This is a genomic window from Erwinia sp. AC075, from assembly GCF_979253995.1.
Genome location: NZ_CEEDEU010000001.1, coordinates 4,823,361 through 4,839,053 on the forward strand (window position 1 = coordinate 4,823,361; position 15,693 = coordinate 4,839,053).

14 protein-coding genes and 1 other RNA gene are annotated in these 15,693 nt (G+C 57.1%); 11 read left to right on the forward strand and 4 right to left on the reverse strand.

From position 1 onward, the window contains the following. Nucleotides 1-15 precede the first annotated feature (15 nt). Entirely contained in the window at nucleotides 16-741 is a 726-nt protein-coding gene (locus tag AC0IXH_RS22430) for an oxidative stress defense protein (RefSeq protein ID WP_151036626.1), read from the forward strand. Nucleotides 742-820: 79 nt separating this feature from the next. Here the strand turns inward: AC0IXH_RS22430 and AC0IXH_RS22435 are convergent, their stop codons facing one another. After that, nucleotides 821-1,717, reverse strand: a complete 897-nt coding sequence (locus AC0IXH_RS22435) for a LysR family transcriptional regulator ArgP (protein WP_013203667.1) — start codon at nucleotides 1,715-1,717, stop codon at nucleotides 821-823. Between the two features lie 204 nt (nucleotides 1,718-1,921). On the opposite strand from AC0IXH_RS22435, the gene rpiA reads away from it, so the two are divergent. Together rpiA and serA are read left to right on the forward strand one after the other, a co-directional pair. Continuing rightward, nucleotides 1,922-2,581: a ribose-5-phosphate isomerase RpiA gene (gene rpiA / locus AC0IXH_RS22440; protein ID WP_013203666.1), complete on the forward strand. Its 660-nt coding sequence runs from the start codon at nucleotides 1,922-1,924 to the stop codon at nucleotides 2,579-2,581. 303 nt (nucleotides 2,582-2,884) lie between these two features. After that, the gene (serA, locus tag AC0IXH_RS22445) at nucleotides 2,885-4,120 is read left to right on the forward strand and encodes a phosphoglycerate dehydrogenase (protein ID WP_013203664.1); all 1,236 of its coding nucleotides are present in this window, start codon (nucleotides 2,885-2,887) and stop codon (nucleotides 4,118-4,120) included. 89 nt (nucleotides 4,121-4,209) lie between these two features. Here serA and AC0IXH_RS22450 read toward each other — a convergent pair whose 3' ends face one another. From AC0IXH_RS22450 to zapA, 3 genes are all read right to left on the reverse strand, one after another. Continuing rightward, nucleotides 4,210-4,797 (reverse strand): 5-formyltetrahydrofolate cyclo-ligase, encoded by a 588-nt coding sequence (locus AC0IXH_RS22450; protein WP_013203663.1) that lies wholly within the window; start codon nucleotides 4,795-4,797, stop codon nucleotides 4,210-4,212. Nucleotides 4,798-4,894: 97 nt separating this feature from the next. Beyond that, nucleotides 4,895-5,078: non-coding RNA, 6S RNA (gene ssrS, locus AC0IXH_RS22455), on the reverse strand. Between the two features lie 42 nt (nucleotides 5,079-5,120). Further along, on the reverse strand, nucleotides 5,121-5,450 hold the full coding sequence (zapA, locus tag AC0IXH_RS22460) for a cell division protein ZapA (protein ID WP_013203662.1): 330 nt from the start codon (nucleotides 5,448-5,450) through the stop codon (nucleotides 5,121-5,123). A gap of 171 nt (nucleotides 5,451-5,621) precedes the next feature. On the opposite strand from zapA, the gene AC0IXH_RS22465 reads away from it, so the two are divergent. The 8 genes from AC0IXH_RS22465 (at nucleotide 5,622) to AC0IXH_RS22500 (ending at nucleotide 15,690) form a co-directional block, all read left to right on the forward strand. Then, a complete protein-coding gene (locus AC0IXH_RS22465) occupies nucleotides 5,622-6,200 on the forward strand; it encodes a YecA/YgfB family protein (RefSeq protein ID WP_013203661.1) in 579 nt (192 codons plus the stop codon). A 25-nt stretch (nucleotides 6,201-6,225) separates the two neighbouring features. Continuing rightward, the gene (pepP, locus tag AC0IXH_RS22470) at nucleotides 6,226-7,539 is read left to right on the forward strand and encodes a Xaa-Pro aminopeptidase (RefSeq protein WP_346595749.1); all 1,314 of its coding nucleotides are present in this window, start codon (nucleotides 6,226-6,228) and stop codon (nucleotides 7,537-7,539) included. Further along, the gene (gene ubiH / locus AC0IXH_RS22475) at nucleotides 7,539-8,717 is read left to right on the forward strand and encodes a 2-octaprenyl-6-methoxyphenyl hydroxylase (protein ID WP_471721044.1); all 1,179 of its coding nucleotides are present in this window, start codon (nucleotides 7,539-7,541) and stop codon (nucleotides 8,715-8,717) included. Before pepP ends, ubiH begins: the two co-directional genes overlap by 1 nt. A 13-nt stretch (nucleotides 8,718-8,730) precedes the next feature. Then, entirely contained in the window at nucleotides 8,731-9,933 is a 1,203-nt protein-coding gene (gene ubiI, locus AC0IXH_RS22480) for an FAD-dependent 2-octaprenylphenol hydroxylase (protein ID WP_471721045.1), read from the forward strand. Between the two features lie 492 nt (nucleotides 9,934-10,425). Further along, a complete protein-coding gene (gene gcvT / locus AC0IXH_RS22485; RefSeq protein WP_265908553.1) occupies nucleotides 10,426-11,520 on the forward strand; it encodes a glycine cleavage system aminomethyltransferase GcvT in 1,095 nt (364 codons plus the stop codon). Between the two features lie 29 nt (nucleotides 11,521-11,549). Next, nucleotides 11,550-11,936 carry a glycine cleavage system protein GcvH gene (gcvH, locus tag AC0IXH_RS22490; RefSeq protein ID WP_013203656.1) on the forward strand — a complete coding sequence of 129 codons (387 nt, stop codon included), beginning with the start codon at nucleotides 11,550-11,552 and terminating at the stop codon, nucleotides 11,934-11,936. Between the two features lie 71 nt (nucleotides 11,937-12,007). After that, nucleotides 12,008-14,881 carry an aminomethyl-transferring glycine dehydrogenase gene (gene gcvP, locus AC0IXH_RS22495; protein WP_346567082.1) on the forward strand — a complete coding sequence of 958 codons (2,874 nt, stop codon included), beginning with the start codon at nucleotides 12,008-12,010 and terminating at the stop codon, nucleotides 14,879-14,881. 65 nt (nucleotides 14,882-14,946) lie between these two features. Beyond that, nucleotides 14,947-15,690, forward strand: coding sequence for an SDR family oxidoreductase (locus tag AC0IXH_RS22500; RefSeq protein ID WP_346567081.1), 744 nt, complete (start codon nucleotides 14,947-14,949; stop codon nucleotides 15,688-15,690). Nucleotides 15,691-15,693 lie beyond the last annotated feature (3 nt).

Sequence of the window (15,693 nt, forward strand, 5' to 3'; positions counted from 1 at the left end):
CCACGGAGGAACCCAGTGAAGCTTACTAAATTGGCCCTGGCCGCAATGATTGGATTTGGAACCGTACCGGCTCTGGCGCTGGCAGATGAGCTGCCGAATGGCCCACACGTTGTGACGTCTGGCCAGTCCAGTGTTGAAGCCACACCGGATATCGCTACGCTGGCTATTGAAGTCAGCATTTCGGCGAAAGATGCCGCTGCAGCCAAGACTCAGGCCGATACGCGAGTCGCGCAGTACTTTGATTTCCTGCAAAAAAATGGCATTGAGAAGAAAGATATTGATGCCGCTAACCTGCGTACCCAGCCAGAATATGACTACACCAAAGAAGGCAAAGCGGTGCTGAAAGGCTACCGTGCGGTGCGTCAGGTGCAGGTGACTCTGCGTCAGTTAGATAAGCTGAACGAGCTGCTGGACGGTGCGCTGAAGTCTGGCCTGAACGAAATCCGCTCCGTTGAGCTGGGCGTGGCCCATCCGGATGAGTACCGCAACAAGGCGCGTCAGGCCGCGATTCAGGACGCGACGCAGCAGGCAGGCGAGCTGGCGAAAGGCTTTAATACCAAGCTGGGCCCGGTTTACAGCATCCGTTATCACGTTGCTAACTACCAGCCAATGCCGGTCGCGCGCATGTATAAAATGGCCGATGCCGCACCGATGACCTCTGCGGCGGAAACCTATGAAAAGCAGAGCATTCACTTCGACGATCAGGTTGATGTGGTGTTTGAACTGCAGCGTAACCCGTAATCGCAAAAAGGGCGTTGTCGGTGACAACGCCCGGTGCAGGCTGCATTCAGGGCTCCCAACGGGAGCCTTTTTTTATGGCCTATTCCGGCTGACGCAGGACGCGATGGCCGTGAGCGATCAACGCATCGGTGACCTTGCGCATCAGGCGGCTTTCTGGCGCGAAGCGGTGCCAGTAAAGCATCCGGCGCTGGAACAGGCCCGGCGTTAAGTCAATCAGCTCGCCTTCTGCCAGCTCGCGCTCAATCTGCAGGTGCGGGATCATACAGCAGGTGGTGCCCTGACGCGCCAGCTGCACAAACGCTTCCGACGAGTTAACGATATGGCAGGGCACGCTGCCCGGCGACAGGTCAAAGTTCTGCTGTAAAAAGGCCTGATGCATATCATCCAGATGGTCGAAGGCCACCGCGGGCGCTTTCAGCAGGGCAGAGCGGGTCACGCCATTCGGGAAATAACGCGCGGCAAATTCCTTCGAGCCGACAAACAGATAATCCAGCGCGCCGAGCTGATCCACCAGGCAGCTTGGCAGAGGCTGAGGTTGAATACTCACTGCCCCAACCACTTCGCCACGACGCAGGCGTTCCTGCGTGCGGCTTTCATCTTCCACCTGCAGGTTCAGACGCACCGGAGAGTCGGTTAATACGGTTTTCAGCGCGGGCAGCAGCCAGGTTGCCAGACTGTCGGCGTTTATTGCCAGCGACAGCAGCAATGGCGTGGTGCCGCTGTTCTCATCGCCCAGCCACTCCTCTTCCAGCAGTTCAACCTGGTGCAGTAACGCCAGCAGCTTTTGCCCTTGCTCGGTTGGGCGTGGCGGCACGGTACGCACCAGCAGCGGCTGGCCGAACATGTTCTCCAACTGCTTGATTCGTTGTGAGACTGCCGACTGGGTAATGCAAAGCTTTTGTGCTGCGCGTTCGAAGCCGCGCTCGCGAATCACTGCATCCAGCGCCTGAAGCGTGCGATAATCCGGGCGTTTCATAGTGGGTGATAACTCTCTTTCAGGTGTGGAAACTGCACTATGCCATATTTTTGTCACTTTGCCCTGGGCAAAGGCGACATTATCCCGCTTCAGGTTTGTGGCCTGGCTTCCAAAGTGCCAACAAAGCCCGCGTGAAGGCAGTCATTTCCATCGGGTTGTTTTATACTAGCGCCACACTGTAGCTGTACGGAATCTAAACTTACCATGACACAGGATGAACTGAAAAAGGCCGTAGGTTGGGCAGCGCTGGACTACGTTACCCCGGGCACCATTGTCGGTGTGGGAACGGGTTCCACGGCCGCTCACTTTATCGATGCATTGGGCTCGATCAAACACCAGATTGACGGTGCGGTCTCCAGCTCTGAGGCTTCAACAGAGAAGCTGAAAAGCCTGGGTATTCAGGTGTTCGACCTCAACGAAATTGATTCCCTGTCGGTCTACGTCGATGGCGCTGATGAGATCAACGGCATGATGCAGATGATCAAAGGCGGTGGCGCGGCGCTGACGCGGGAGAAAATCATCTCTGCGGTGGCGGATAAGTTTGTCTGTATCGCGGATGAGTCTAAACAGGTTGATGTGTTGGGCGGTTTCCCGCTGCCGGTGGAAGTGATCCCGATGGCCCGCAGTTTTGTGGCGCGTGAACTGGTGAAGCTGGGCGGCCTGCCGGAATACCGTCAGCATGTGCTGACCGATAACGGCAACATTATTCTCGACGTGCATAATCTGAAAATTCTTGACCCGATTGCGCTGGAGAAAGCGATTAATGCGCTGCCAGGCGTGGTCACGGTGGGGCTGTTTGCTGCACGCTGTGCCGACGTTGCGCTGATTGGTACCGCCAACGGTGTGAAGACCATAGTAAAATGATCTTACCGGCGCCGCCCCGGCGTCGGTTATTTTCTGATAAAAAACATCTTTTCTGAACCCGATGAAATTTGGTGACTTATGTCACATAACTTTCATGCGCAGGCGTATCCTGCTAATCCTTTTCACCATTCCCCGATTATCTGCCAAATTGTGCTGCCTTGCCTGTTAGCCGTGCTGGCATCCAGGCAATCGTTTGTATTGCCGCAGCCGTAAATTTTGATATTTTGGCAGAAGGCTATCTTATACCCGGATGTAGATAGGGGTAAGCTGGCACTTCTGAAGTCGCAAAAATAGGGTCGGGAAATGGCAAAAGTATCACTGGAGAAAGACAAGATTAAGTTCCTGTTGGTGGAAGGCGTCCACCAGAGCGCGGTCGAGAATTTGCGCGCATCAGGGTACACCAACATCGAATTTCATAAAGGCGCGCTGGACAGCGACGCTCTGAAAGAGTCCATTCGCGACGCGCACTTTATCGGTATCCGCTCGCGCACCAACCTCACCGAAGACATTTTCGCTGCGGCGGAAAAACTGGTGGCGGTAGGCTGCTTCTGTATCGGAACCAACCAGGTTGATCTGACTGCTGCTGGCAGCCGTGGCATCCCGGTATTTAATGCACCTTTCTCCAATACCCGATCCGTTGCTGAGCTGGTCATCGGCGAGCTGCTGTTAATGCTGCGCGGCGTGCCTGCCGCGAACGCCAAAGCACACCGTGGCATCTGGAACAAACTGGCCGTGGGTTCTTTTGAAGCCCGTGGTAAGAAGCTGGGCATCATCGGCTACGGCCATATCGGCATGCAGCTGGGCGTGCTGGCGGAAAGCCTGGGTATGCACGTGTTCTTCTATGATATCGAGAGCAAGCTGCCGCTGGGTAACGCCACGCAGGTTCGCCATCTGTCTGACCTGCTGAATATGAGTGATGTCGTCAGCCTGCATGTACCAGAGACGCTCTCAACGCAGAACATGATGGGCGCAGAAGAGCTGGCGATGATGAAGCCAGGCTCACTGCTGATTAACGCCTCACGCGGCACCGTGGTCGATATTCCTGCCCTGTGTAAAGTGCTGGCGGACAAGCATCTGGCGGGCGCGGCAATTGACGTGTTCCCGGAAGAACCTGCGACCAACAGCGATCCGTTCCTGTCGCCGCTGTGCGAGTTTGATAACGTGATCCTGACGCCACACATCGGTGGATCAACGCAGGAAGCGCAGGAAAATATCGGTATCGAAGTGGCCGGCAAGCTGGCTAAGTACTCGGATAACGGTTCAACGCTGTCTGCGGTTAACTTCCCGGAAGTCTCTCTGCCGATGCATGGCGACCAGAGCCGTTTGCTGCACATCCACGAGAACCGTCCCGGCGTGCTGACCGCAATCAACAACATCTTTGCAGACCAGGGCGTCAACATCGCCGCACAGTACCTGCAAACTACCCCACAGATGGGTTATGTGGTGATTGATGTCGATGCACCGCAGGATGTGGCGGACAAAGCGCTGCAGCTGATGAAAGCCATTCCGGGCACCATCCGTGCTCGTCTGCTGTACTGATTAAGCTGGCGGGTTAACGCCCGCTCCAGTAATCACCCTAAAAAAAGCCCCGGCAATTGCCCGGGGCTTTTTTTTATAGCGATTCAGCCTTACCACTGCCAGATTTTCGACGGCGTGATCATCGCCGGGAGCGGCACATCCCACTCTGCAACGGGCAGATCATCAACCCGCTGGCAATCATGCCCAAGACCGACGGGTAAAAATCCGTGCTGCTGCCAATTTTGCAGCGTGCGGTCGTAAAAACCCCCGCCCATCCCCAGCCGTTGTCCCTGCTTATCAAAGGCCACTAACGGCACCAACAGCACATCCAGCTCGCTAAGCGTGGCCAGATTGCGGATATCCAACGGCGGCTCAGGAATACGCAGCCGGTTGGGTGTAAGCGTCGTGTGCTCGTCATAACGAATAAACAACAGCTGGCCTTCGGAGAACGGATGGAGCACCGGCAGGTACACCTGTTGCTTGTGCTGCCAGAGTTTGGCAATCAGCGGACGGGTATTCAGCTCACCGTCGAAAGAGAGAAACAGGGCGATTTTTTTGGCTTGTTGTATCGGAGCAAAATTAAGCGCGCGTTCGGCGGCTTGCACGGCGGCGAGCTGTTGCTGCTCGGGTGTCAGCGCCCGACGGAGGTGACGAACATGGGTGCGGATATCCTGGCGATCGAGAAGATTCAGGTTCATAGCTCACCGTGTAGTAAGACTGGACAGGGGTAAACTCAGAAATCACACGCTGGGTGTTGGACAGGAACGTACCAGAAAGGAACTACTGTAAAGAAGTGGAATCTCCGAGATGCCGCCGCAGGCTGTAACCCTTGAACCCTTGGTTCAAGGTGAGACTGCCGTCGTAACCATCAGGCTTCTCGGACGAACCGAGCTTGCACACAGGTTACAGAGCGTCAGACTCTGATGGTATTAAATATCGGCTCAGGGGACTGGCCCGCTTGCAAACATCTCAGAGAAATTTTGTACTTCACCGTCACTCTAACACAGATAACGATGAGGTGTTATTCGAACTTACTGCCGGTCCGGTCCGTAATGCGACCCTGTTCAAGCAACGCCTGTTCAATGGTCTGTTGCAGCATCCGGATGCGCTGCTCCATGTTACTGGCATAGTCGCGGGTTTTCAATTTCTCCGCAGCCAGCTCATGGCAAATATTGAGTGCAGCGATAAATACCAGCTGCTCTGTGTTAGTGACTCTAGTGCGAACTTTTAAATCTTGCAACCGTTGATTAAGGTCTTCGGCAGCCATATTCAGCGCATCTTGCTGTTCAGGCGGACAATTTACTCTTAACGAACGACCAAAAATTTGAATATCTACGGGTTGAGCAGACATGCCACCATCCTGACTGATTACTTCGCCGCCAATCTCCCTTACCGCTCAATGGGTTGGGAGGGGCGCAACTATAACTACGCCTTATAGAAGAAACAACCCCTTTTCTGGAATCGTTGAGGCACCTGGTGGTAGCATAACACGAACTTATCCAGCCAACGATGACCAAAACGTATGTCACTATCAAACACAATGCCGGGCTATGATGCGCTGGCTTCAGCACTGACGCAGCAGGGCGTAGGGATGACACCTGCCGAAATGCACGGTTTACTCAGCGGGATGATCTGTGGCGGCACGCAGGACAGCAGCTGGCAAACCCTGGTTCATGAGCTGACCAACGAAGGCATGGCGTTTTCCCAGTCGCTGGCCTTGCCGCTGCAACAGCTGCATGAAGCCATCGGAAATACGCTTGCGGAAGAGGGCTTCCTGTTCCAGCTCTATCTGCCAGAAGATGATGACATCACCGTGTTCGATCGCGCCGATGCGCTGGCGGGTTGGGTGAACCACTTCCTGCTGGGTTTGGGCGTTTCCCAGCCTAAACTGGACAAGGTGAAAGGCGAGACCGGCGAAGCGATCGACGATCTACGCACCATTGCTCAGCTTGGCTATGATGAAGACGAAGATCAGGAAGAGCTTGAGCAGTCACTGGAAGAGGTGATCGAGTACGTTCGCGTTGCGGCGTTACTCTGCCACGATACCTTCACCCATGTGCTGCCAACCGCTGTGGAAGTACAAAAACCGACCCTGCACTAAGCGGGCGCACACTCAGGAGAAGTTGATGACCCAGCAAGAATTTTTACGTCGACGCGCTGCATTGCTCAGCAAAATGGCGCCGGCCAGCGCCGCGGTGATTTTCGCTGCGCCGGAAGCCACGCGCAGCAACGACAGTGAATATCCTTATCGCCAGAACAGCGATTTCTGGTACTTCACCGGCTTTAACGAACCCGAAGCCGTGCTGGTGCTCATCAAAAGCGACGAGAGCCACAATCACAGCGTGCTGTTTAATCGCGTGCGTGACCTGACCGCAGAAATCTGGTTTGGCCGCCGTCTGGGCCAGGATGCCGCACCCGAGAAGCTCTCTGTCGATCGCGCGCTGCCTTACGACCATATCGGCGAGCAGTTGCCGCTGCTGCTGAACGGGCTGGACGTGGTGTATCACGCGCAGGGACTTTACCCTGAGGCCGATTCGCTGGTCTTCGCGGCGCTGGACAAGTTGCGTCGCGGCTCGCGCCAGAACCTGACGGCGCCTGCTACGATCACCGACTGGCGTCCTGTGGTGCATGAAATGCGCCTGTTTAAATCTGCGGAAGAGCAGGCTGTGTTGCGCGAAGCGGGCCGCATCAGCGCGCTGGCACATACGCGCGCCATGCAGAAATGCCGCCCTGGCATGTATGAATACCAGCTTGAAGGTGAGATCCAGCACGAATTCAACCAGCATGGCGCACGCTTCCCGTCCTACAACACCATTGTTGGCGCCGGTGAAAACGGCTGCATCCTGCACTACACCGAAAATGAGTGCCAGATGCGCGATGGCGATCTGGTGCTGATCGATGCCGGTTGTGAACTGAAAGGCTATGCCGGCGATATCACGCGTACCTTCCCGGTCAACGGCAAGTTCACCGCACCTCAGCGCGCGATTTACGACATCGTGCTGGAATCATTAAACACCTCGCTGGAACTGTTCCGTCCCGGCACCAGCATCCGTGAAGTGAATGCGGTCGTGGTGCGCATCATGGTGACCGGGCTGGTGAAGCTGGGCGTGATGAAAGGCGATATCGATACGCTGATCGAAGAGCAGGCCCATCGCCAGTTCTTTATGCACGGACTGAGCCACTGGCTGGGGCTGGACGTGCATGACGTCGGCGTGTACGGCAACGATCGCGACCGCACGCTTGAGCCAGGCATGGTGATCACCATCGAGCCGGGTCTGTACATCGCGCCGGATGCGGATGTGCCTGCCGAATATCGCGGCATCGGCATTCGCATCGAGGACGACATCATTATCACCGCTGAAGGTAACGAAAACCTGACGGCGACGGTGGTGAAAGAGGCGGACGAGATCGAAGCGTTGATGGCGGCAGCGAAAGCCTGATGAGCATCGTAATTGCAGGCGGAGGAATGGCGGGAGCCACGCTGGCGCTGGCCATTTCTCATCTGACGCAGGGACAGGTGCCGGTCACGCTGGTGGAAGCCACCGAACCCGCCAGCCTATCCCATCCTGGTTTTGATGGCCGGGCGATTGCGCTGGCGGCGGGAACCTGTCAGCAGCTGGCGGCCATTAATCTTTGGCCGTACTTGAAGGATTGCGCCACCGCCATCACCCATGTTCACGTCAGCGATCGCGGCCATGCCAGTTTTGTCTCGCTGGATGCTGCCGACCATGGCATTTCTGCGTTGGGTCAGGTGGTTGAGCTGCACGATATCGGCCAGCGGCTGTTTACGCTGCTGAAGAAGGCGCCCGGCGTGCGCGTATGTTGCCCGGCAAAAGTTACCGGGCTGGTGCGCAATCAGCAAGATGTGCAGGTGACGCTCAGCAATGGCGAAACCTTGCCGGCTCAGCTGCTGGTGGCGGCCGACGGCTCGCGCTCCTCGGTGGCGGCGTCCTGCGGCGTGCAGTGGCAGTCGCAGGATTATCAACAGGTGGCGGTAATCGCCAACGTGGCAACTCAACAACCCCATCTGGGCCGGGCTTATGAGCGCTTTACCGAGCATGGCCCGTTAGCGTTATTGCCGATGTCTGCGGGCAGAAGTTCGCTGGTGTGGTGCCATCCGCTGGACGATAAAGCCCGAATCGATGGCTGGAGCGATCGGCAGTTTATTCACCAGCTTCAGCAGGCGTTTGGCTGGCGCTTAGGCCGCATTACCCAGGTCGGGCAGCGTCACAGCTATCCGCTGCAGCTGCAGGCTGCCTCTCAGCATGTTTCACACCGGCTGGCGCTGGTTGGCAATGCCGCGCAAACGCTGCATCCGATCGCCGGTCAGGGATTTAATTTAGGGCTGCGTGACGTGATGTCGCTTGCCGAAACGGTAGCGGCAAGCTGGCGCGCTGGCGAAGATGTGGGAAGTTATGCCACGCTGCAGCGCTATCAGCAGCGCCGACAGCCGGATGCCGCGGCGACCATTGGCATTACCGACACGCTGGTCAGGTTGTTTGCTAACCGCTATACACCGCTGGTGGCAGGAAGGAGTCTTGGCCTGATGGCGATGGACTCGCTGCCGCTGGTGCGTAATTTGCTCGCCGAGCGCACGTTAGGCTGGGTTGAGCGCTAAGGAGAAAGCAGTAATGCAAACCTATGATGTTATCGTCGCAGGCGGCGGTATGGTTGGACTGGCGGTCGCCTGTGGCCTGCAGGGCAGCGGGATGAAAATCGCGGTACTGGAGCGTGAACCTGCCGCAGAACCGTCTGTGGCTGAGCAGCCTGCGCTGCGGGTGTCCGCCATCAACGCCGCCAGCGAACGTCTGCTGCAGCATCTTGATGTCTGGACCTCGATTCTGGCAGCACGCGCCAGCGCCTATCACGGTATGGAAGTCTGGGACCGAGACAGCTTTGGTCACATCGCTTTTGACGATGGTCAACAAGGGCTGGCGCACCTCGGCCACATTATCGAGAACCCGATTATTCATCAGGCGCTGTGGAAGAAAGCCAGCGAGCTGAGCGACATCACGCTGATTGCACCGGCAGAGCTCCAGCAGGTGGCCTTTGGCGACAACGAAGCCTTTGTCACCCTGAAAGATGGCAGCATGATGAGTGCCCGTCTGCTGGTGGCGGCCGATGGCGCCAACTCCTGGCTGCGCAACAAAGCGGATATTCCGATGGCGTTCTGGGATTACGACCACCATGCGCTGGTGGCCAATATCCGCACCGGGCAGCCGCACGACGCGGTAGCCCGTCAGGTCTTCCACGGCGACGGCATTCTGGCGTTCCTGCCGCTGAGCGATCCGCATCTGTGCTCGATTGTCTGGTCGGTTTCGCCGCAGGAAGCGACACGTTTGCAGTCGATGCCGGAAGATCTCTTCAATCAGCAGCTGTCGGTGGCCTTCGATCTGCGACTGGGGCTGTGTAAGGTGGAAAGTGAGCGCAAAAGCTTTCCGCTGATGGGACGTTATGCCCGCAACTTTGCCGCGCACCGTCTGGCATTGGTCGGCGATGCCGCGCATACCATTCATCCGCTTGCAGGTCAGGGCGTTAACCTCGGCTTTATGGATGCCGCCGAACTGATTGGCGAAGTGAAGCGCCTGCACCAGCAGGGCAAAGATATTGGACAGCACCTGTATCTGCGTCGCTACGAGCGCAGCCGTAAGCACAGTGCGGCGATGATGCTGGCCGGAATGCAGGGCTTCCGTGAGCTGTTTAACGGCAACAACCCGGCGAAAAAGCTGCTGCGGGATATTGGTCTGAGCCTGGCCGATAATCTGCCTGGCGTGAAGCCACGTCTGCTGAAGCAGGCGATGGGGCTGAACGATCTTCCCGAGTGGTTGCGGTAACCTTGCGATGCCGTTCAGGGCGAAGTTCACCTTGCCCTGAACGTTTTCCCTCCTCTGCTTTTCCCCTGTTGCTGCTAATCTTTAAACCAACTTATTTACCCACAGAAGCGCTTTTTCAGGTGAGTGCAACGGCTGCCCCATTTTGGCCCATCGTTTGAAAAATTCTAATTTTACTGCACACTTCGCATTACTTTTAATAATGGATAAATTGATAACCTGAAGTTATTTTTTATCTGTTTCGCCTGAAACCCTTACTTTTAAACTGACTTTTTGCCGGTTTATTGCCGTTTATGTGCGGTTTGCCGCGGAAATCTGGTGAAAAATGCTGGAAACTCTGTTGCCGTTCCGCCCTGCACTGAAAAGATTCACCCCCGTTTAACTTATGGTTAATGGCCGCATTCGGTGGTAAGTTCAGAGCCAGGGTATCGTTTGCGTTCCGGTCGTCACAGGCTGTGACCAGGCGCATGACAACTTGTAAAGCACAGGAATGATATGACTCAGCAGACCCCCTTATTCGAACAGCATCAGGCTTGCGGTGCGCGCATGGTGGATTTCCATGGCTGGATGATGCCGCTGCATTATGGCTCCCAGATGGATGAGCACCACGCGGTCCGAACTGATGCCGGCATGTTTGACGTCTCCCACATGACCATTGTCGATCTCAAAGGTGCGCGCACCCGGGAATTCCTGCGCTATCTGCTTGCCAACGACGTTGCCAAACTCACGGTTCCGGGCAAAGCCCTTTATACCGGCATGCTTAACGCATCGGCTGGCGTAATTGACGATCTGATTGTTTACTTTATGACCGAGGACTTCTTCCGTCTGGTGGTTAACTCTGCCACCCGTGAGAAAGACCTGGCGTGGATTGGCGAGCACGCGACACCGTTCGGCGTTGAGCTGACGCTGCGTGACGACCTGTCGCTGATTGCCGTACAGGGTCCGCAGGCGCAGGAAAAGGCGCAGACGCTGTTTGACGAAGCGCAGCGCCAGGCCGTAGCCGGCATGAAGCCGTTCTTTGGCGTGCAGGCCGGTGAGCTGTTTATCGCCACCACCGGTTACACCGGCGAAGCAGGCTACGAGATTGCGCTGCCCAATGAGCAGGCGGCGGATTTCTGGCAGAAGCTGCTGGCGGCAGGCGTGAAGCCTGCGGGCCTGGGCGCACGCGATACGCTGCGTCTGGAAGCCGGTATGAATCTGTATGGTCAGGAGATGGACGAGGGCGTCTCTCCGCTGGCCGCCAATATGGGTTGGACCGTGGCGTGGCTGCCGGAAGACCGCAATTTTATCGGCCGTGAAGCGCTGGAATCCCAGCGTGAAAAAGGCACCGAGCAGCTGGTCGGCCTGATCATGACTGAAAAAGGCGTGCTGCGTAATGAACTGCCGGTACGCTTTACCGACGGCGAAGGCAATCTGCGTGAAGGTGTGATCACCAGCGGATCTTTCTCCCCGACTTTAGGGTGCAGTATTGCCCTGGCACGCGTTCCTGCTGGCATTGGCGAGCAGGCTATCGTGCAGATCCGTAACCGGGAAATGCCGGTTAAGGTCACTAAACCGATTTTTGTACGCGCCGGTAAACCGGTCGTCTGATAACAATAACCTCTCAGGAGAGCCTGGCGATGAGCAATGTGCCAAATGAACTGAAATACCGTGACAGCCACGAATGGGTGCGCAAAGAAGCCGACGGAACTTACACCGTAGGCATCACCGAGCACGCGCAGGAGCTGCTGGGCGATATGGTGTTTGTTGACCTGCCGGATGTGGGTAACACCTACAGCCAGGGCGACGACTGCGCCGTGGCCGAGTCAGTGAAAGCAGCGTCGGATATTTACGCGCCCATCAGCGGCGAAATTATCGAGGTGAATAGCGCGCTGGACGGCGAACCGGAGCTGGTCAACAGCGCCCCGTACGCCGAAGGCTGGCTGTTCAAAATCAAAGCCAGCAATGAATCTGAACTGGATTCGCTGCTGGATGCCGATGCTTACAAAGGCAGCATCGACGAATAAATCATTGCCCTGCGGGACGAGCCCATTCGTCCCGCTTCTGCTTACCATGCCCGATTCAGGATTTACCGCTAATGACTCAGACTCTCAGCCAGCTTGAACACACCGGCGCGTTTATCGAGCGCCATATTGGTCCTTCGCAGGAGCAGCAAGCTGCGATGCTCAATGCCACCGGTGCCAGCTCACTCCATGACCTGATCGCGTCGATCGTGCCGGCAGATATTCAGCTGCCGAGCCCTCCCGCGGTGGGGGATGCCCTGACTGAACATCAGGCTCTTGCGGAGCTGAAGGCGATCGCCAGTCAGAATCTGCGTTACAAATCCTATATCGGCATGGGCTATACCCCGGTGCTGACGCCGCCGGTTATCCTGCGCAACATGCTGGAAAACCCAGGCTGGTACACCGCTTACACCCCTTATCAGCCGGAAGTGTCTCAGGGGCGTCTTGAAGCGCTGCTGAACTTCCAGCAGCTGACGCTGGACCTGACCGGTCTGGATATTGCTTCCGCCTCGTTGCTGGACGAAGCCACCGCCGCTGCTGAAGCGATGGCGATGGCCAAACGCGTCAGCAAGCTGAAAAATGCCAACCGCTTCTTTGTGGCTGACGATATTCACCCGCAAACCCTCGACGTGGTGCGCACCCGTGCGGCAACCTTCGGCTTTGAGGTACTGGTCGATAAAGCCGAAAAGGTGCTCGATCATCAGGACCTGTTCGGTGTGCTGTTGCAGCAGGTCGGCACCACCGGTGAAGCGCATGAGTACAGCGATCTGATTGCCGAGCTGAAAAACCGCAAGGTGATCGTCAGCGTCGCGGCGGACTTTATGACCCTGGTGCTGTTGCAGGCGCCGGGTAAAATCGGTGCGGATATCGTCTTTGGTTCCGCGCAACGCTTTGGCGTGCCAATGGGCTACGGCGGTCCACACGCGGCCTTCTTCGCCGCCCGTGATGAACACAAACGCTCCATGCCAGGCCGCATTATCGGCGTCTCGCGCGATGCCGCAGGCAATACCGCGCTTCGTATGGCGATGCAGACCCGCGAGCAGCATATCCGCCGCGAGAAGGCGAACTCCAACATCTGTACTTCGCAGGTCTTACTGGCCAATATCGCCAGCCTGTATGCGGTGTTCCACGGACCGGCAGGGCTGAAGCGCATTGCCTCCCGTATTCATCGTCTGACCGACATTCTTGCCGCCGGTTTGCAAAAAGGCGGCCTGACGCTGCGTCACCACAGCTGGTTCGATACGCTGACGGTTGAAGTCAGTGATAAAGCGGCCGTACTGGATCGTGCGTTAAGCTTCGGCGTGAATCTGCGTACCGATATTCTTAATGCCGTCGGCATTACGCTTGCTGAAAACACACTGCGTGAAGATGTCGTCGCGCTGTTCTCGATTCTGCTGGGCGAAAATCACGGTCTGGATATTGATGCGCTGGATGCATCGGTCGCGGCAGAAAGCACGTCGGTGCCGGCTGCGCTGCTGCGTAAGGATCCGATCCTGACCCATCCGGTGTTTAACCGTCATCACAGCGAGACTGAGATGATGCGTTATATGCACAGCCTGGAGCGTAAAGATCTGGCGTTGAACCAGGCGATGATCCCGCTGGGATCCTGCACCATGAAGTTGAACGCGGCGGCCGAGATGATCCCCATCACCTGGCCTGAGTTCTCTGAGCTGCACCCATTCTGTCCGGCCGACCAGGCAACGGGTTACCTGCAGATGATTGGCCAGCTTTCCCAGTGGCTGGTTCAGTTAACCGGTTACGACGCACTGTGCATGCAGCCAAACTCGGGTGCGCAGGGTGAATATGCCGGCCTGCTGGCTATCCGTCACTACCATGAAAGCCGTAACGAAGGCGGGCGTAATATCTGCCTGATCCCAAGCTCCGCGCACGGAACGAACCCGGCCTCTGCGCAGATGGCGGGCATGTCGGTGGTGGTGGTCGCCTGTGATAAACAAGGCAACATCGATCTGCACGATCTGCGGGTCAAGGCCGAGCAGACCGGCGATGCACTCTCCTGCATCATGGTCACCTACCCGTCGACGCACGGCGTTTACGAAGAAACCATTCGTGAAGTCTGTCAGATTGTGCACCAGTTCGGCGGCCAGGTTTATCTGGATGGCGCGAACATGAATGCCCAGGTGGGGATCACCACGCCTGGCTATATTGGCGCGGACGTTTCCCACCTTAACCTGCATAAAACCTTCTGTATCCCACACGGCGGTGGCGGTCCGGGTATGGGACCTATCGGCGTGAAAGCGCACCTGGCACCGTTTGTGCCGGGTCACAGCGTGGTGCAGATTGATGGTGTGTTAACCCAGAACGGCGCGGTCTCTGCGGCCCCGTTCGGTAGCGCATCGATTCTGCCCATCAGCTGGATGTACATCCGCATGATGGGTGCAGAAGGGCTGAAGCAGGCCAGTTCTGTGGCTATCCTCAATGCCAACTACATCGCCACGCGTCTGCAGTCGGCCTATCCCATCCTTTACACCGGACGTGATGGTCGCGTCGCGCACGAATGTATTCTGGATATCCGTCCGCTTAAAGAGCAGACCGGGATCAGCGAGCTGGATATCGCCAAACGCCTGATCGACTACGGTTTCCATGCGCCGACCATGTCGTTCCCGGTGGCGGGAACCCTGATGGTTGAACCGACCGAATCTGAAAGCAAAATTGAGCTCGACCGCTTTATTGACGCGATGCTGGCGATCCGCATGGAAATCGACCGTGTTGCGGCAGGTGAATGGCCTGCCGACGATAACCCGCTGGTCAACGCGCCGCACACGCAGATGGAAATCGTCGGTGACTGGGATCATCCGTACACCCGTGAGCTGGCGGTGTTCCCGGCAGGCAGCGACAACAAATACTGGCCGACCGTGAAGCGTCTTGATGACGTCTACGGCGACCGTAATCTGTTCTGTTCCTGCGTGCCGATGAGCGAATACGAGTAGTTATCCGGCAAATTGGCTACAGTAGAAAGGGCACATGAGGTGCCCTTTTTTATGGGAGTGAAGTGATGAAAACGGCTTTAGTGACCGGCGGTGGACGCGGCATCGGCAGAGAAACGTCGCTGTTGCTGGCGCAGCGGGGATATCAGGTTGCGGTGAATTATCATCAGAACGCGGCGGCGGCAGAAGAGGTGGTGACGTTAATCACACGGCAGGGCGGACAGGCATTCAGCGTGCAGGCGGATATTGCGCAAGAGCAGCAGGTGGAAGCGATGTTTGCGCTGATCGACCGCCAACCGGGCACGCTGACCGCGCTGGTCAACAATGCCGGCATTCTCTTTCAGCAGACCACGCTGGAGCAGCTGACCGCAGAGCGCATCAACCGGGTATTTGCCACCAACGTCACCGGCTGTTTTATCTGCTGTCGCGAAGCGGTAAAACGCATGGCGCTGAATCATGGCGGGCAGGGCGGTGCGATCGTCAACGTCTCATCGGCAGCTTCCCGCTTGGGCGCGCCCGGCGAATACGTCGATTACGCGGCGTCGAAAGGGGCGATGGATACGCTGACTAAAGGTCTTTCGCTGGAAGTGGCGGCGCAAGGTATCCGGGTAAACTGCGTCCGGCCGGGCTTTATCTACACCGAGATGCATGCCGACGGCGGCGAGCCAGGCCGGGTTGATCGGGTGGCGTCGGCGATTCCGATGAAGCGTGGCGGTCAGCCTGAGGAGATCGCCCAGGCCATTTGCTGGCTGCTAAGCGATGAGGCCTCCTATATCACCGGCACCTTTATTGATGCCGCCGGTGGGCGCTAACTG

Bases quoted from the DNA above. Each gene is read 5' to 3' on its own strand.
- ubiH (WP_471721044.1), top strand. From the start codon at position 7,539: ATGAGCATCGTAATTGCAGGCGGAGGAATGGCGGGAGCCACGCTGGCG.
- zapA (WP_013203662.1), bottom strand. From the start codon at position 5,450: ATGTCTGCTCAACCCGTAGATATTCAAATTTTTGGTCGTTCGTTAAGA.
- gcvH (WP_013203656.1), top strand. From the start codon at position 11,550: ATGAGCAATGTGCCAAATGAACTGAAATACCGTGACAGCCACGAATGG.
- ubiI (WP_471721045.1), top strand. From the start codon at position 8,731: ATGCAAACCTATGATGTTATCGTCGCAGGCGGCGGTATGGTTGGACTG.
- AC0IXH_RS22450 (WP_013203663.1), bottom strand. From the start codon at position 4,797: ATGAACCTGAATCTTCTCGATCGCCAGGATATCCGCACCCATGTTCGT.
- AC0IXH_RS22435 (WP_013203667.1), bottom strand. From the start codon at position 1,717: ATGAAACGCCCGGATTATCGCACGCTTCAGGCGCTGGATGCAGTGATT.
- pepP (WP_346595749.1), top strand. From the start codon at position 6,226: ATGACCCAGCAAGAATTTTTACGTCGACGCGCTGCATTGCTCAGCAAA.
- rpiA (WP_013203666.1), top strand. From the start codon at position 1,922: ATGACACAGGATGAACTGAAAAAGGCCGTAGGTTGGGCAGCGCTGGAC.
- serA (WP_013203664.1), top strand. From the start codon at position 2,885: ATGGCAAAAGTATCACTGGAGAAAGACAAGATTAAGTTCCTGTTGGTG.
- gcvP (WP_346567082.1), top strand. From the start codon at position 12,008: ATGACTCAGACTCTCAGCCAGCTTGAACACACCGGCGCGTTTATCGAG.
- gcvT (WP_265908553.1), top strand. From the start codon at position 10,426: ATGACTCAGCAGACCCCCTTATTCGAACAGCATCAGGCTTGCGGTGCG.
- AC0IXH_RS22465 (WP_013203661.1), top strand. From the start codon at position 5,622: ATGTCACTATCAAACACAATGCCGGGCTATGATGCGCTGGCTTCAGCA.
- AC0IXH_RS22500 (WP_346567081.1), top strand. From the start codon at position 14,947: ATGAAAACGGCTTTAGTGACCGGCGGTGGACGCGGCATCGGCAGAGAA.